This window comes from Fusobacterium varium, assembly GCA_021531615.1.
Taxonomy (GTDB): Bacteria; Fusobacteriota; Fusobacteriia; order Fusobacteriales; family Fusobacteriaceae; genus Fusobacterium_A; species Fusobacterium_A varium_C.
Map to the genome: position 1 here is coordinate 1 of JADYUE010000097.1, position 439 is coordinate 439.

Consider the following 439-nt stretch of genomic DNA (forward strand, 5'->3'; position numbering starts at 1 on the left):
CAACTTGCTCAGAAATTTGGCGCGTAGTCATTCCTTTAGCATACATAGAAATTATCTTATCTTCTATATCAGAAATATCTTTTTGACGCTTTTTTACAATTTGTGGTTCAAAAGTTCCTTCCCTATCTTGAGGGATTTCAATTTCAGTATCACCATATTTACTAAGAATGATTTTTCTTTTTCTACCATTACGAGCATTAGTAGATTCAGAACGTTCATAAGGCTCATACCCAAGATGTTGAGTCATTTCAGCTTCAAGCATTTCTTGAATAGTTCCCCCAAGCAAGTCTTTTAAAGCATCCTGTATATCTTCAGCAGTTTTAATATCGTATTCATTAATTAAAGCATTGATAATATTTCTTTTTCCATCAGTAAGATTAATTCCATTTTTTCTTTTTCTTTCCATAAAAATAGCCTCCTATGAATTTAATTTTATCAT

General features: G+C 30.8%; 1 protein-coding gene. It reads right to left on the reverse strand.

Features of this window, described 5'->3' with window-relative positions:
• Positions 1-406 (reverse strand): transposase (locus tag I6E31_12485; protein ID MCF2640774.1); only part of this gene is annotated, 406 nt, incomplete at its 3' end.
• Between the last annotated feature and the right edge of the window lie 33 nt (positions 407-439).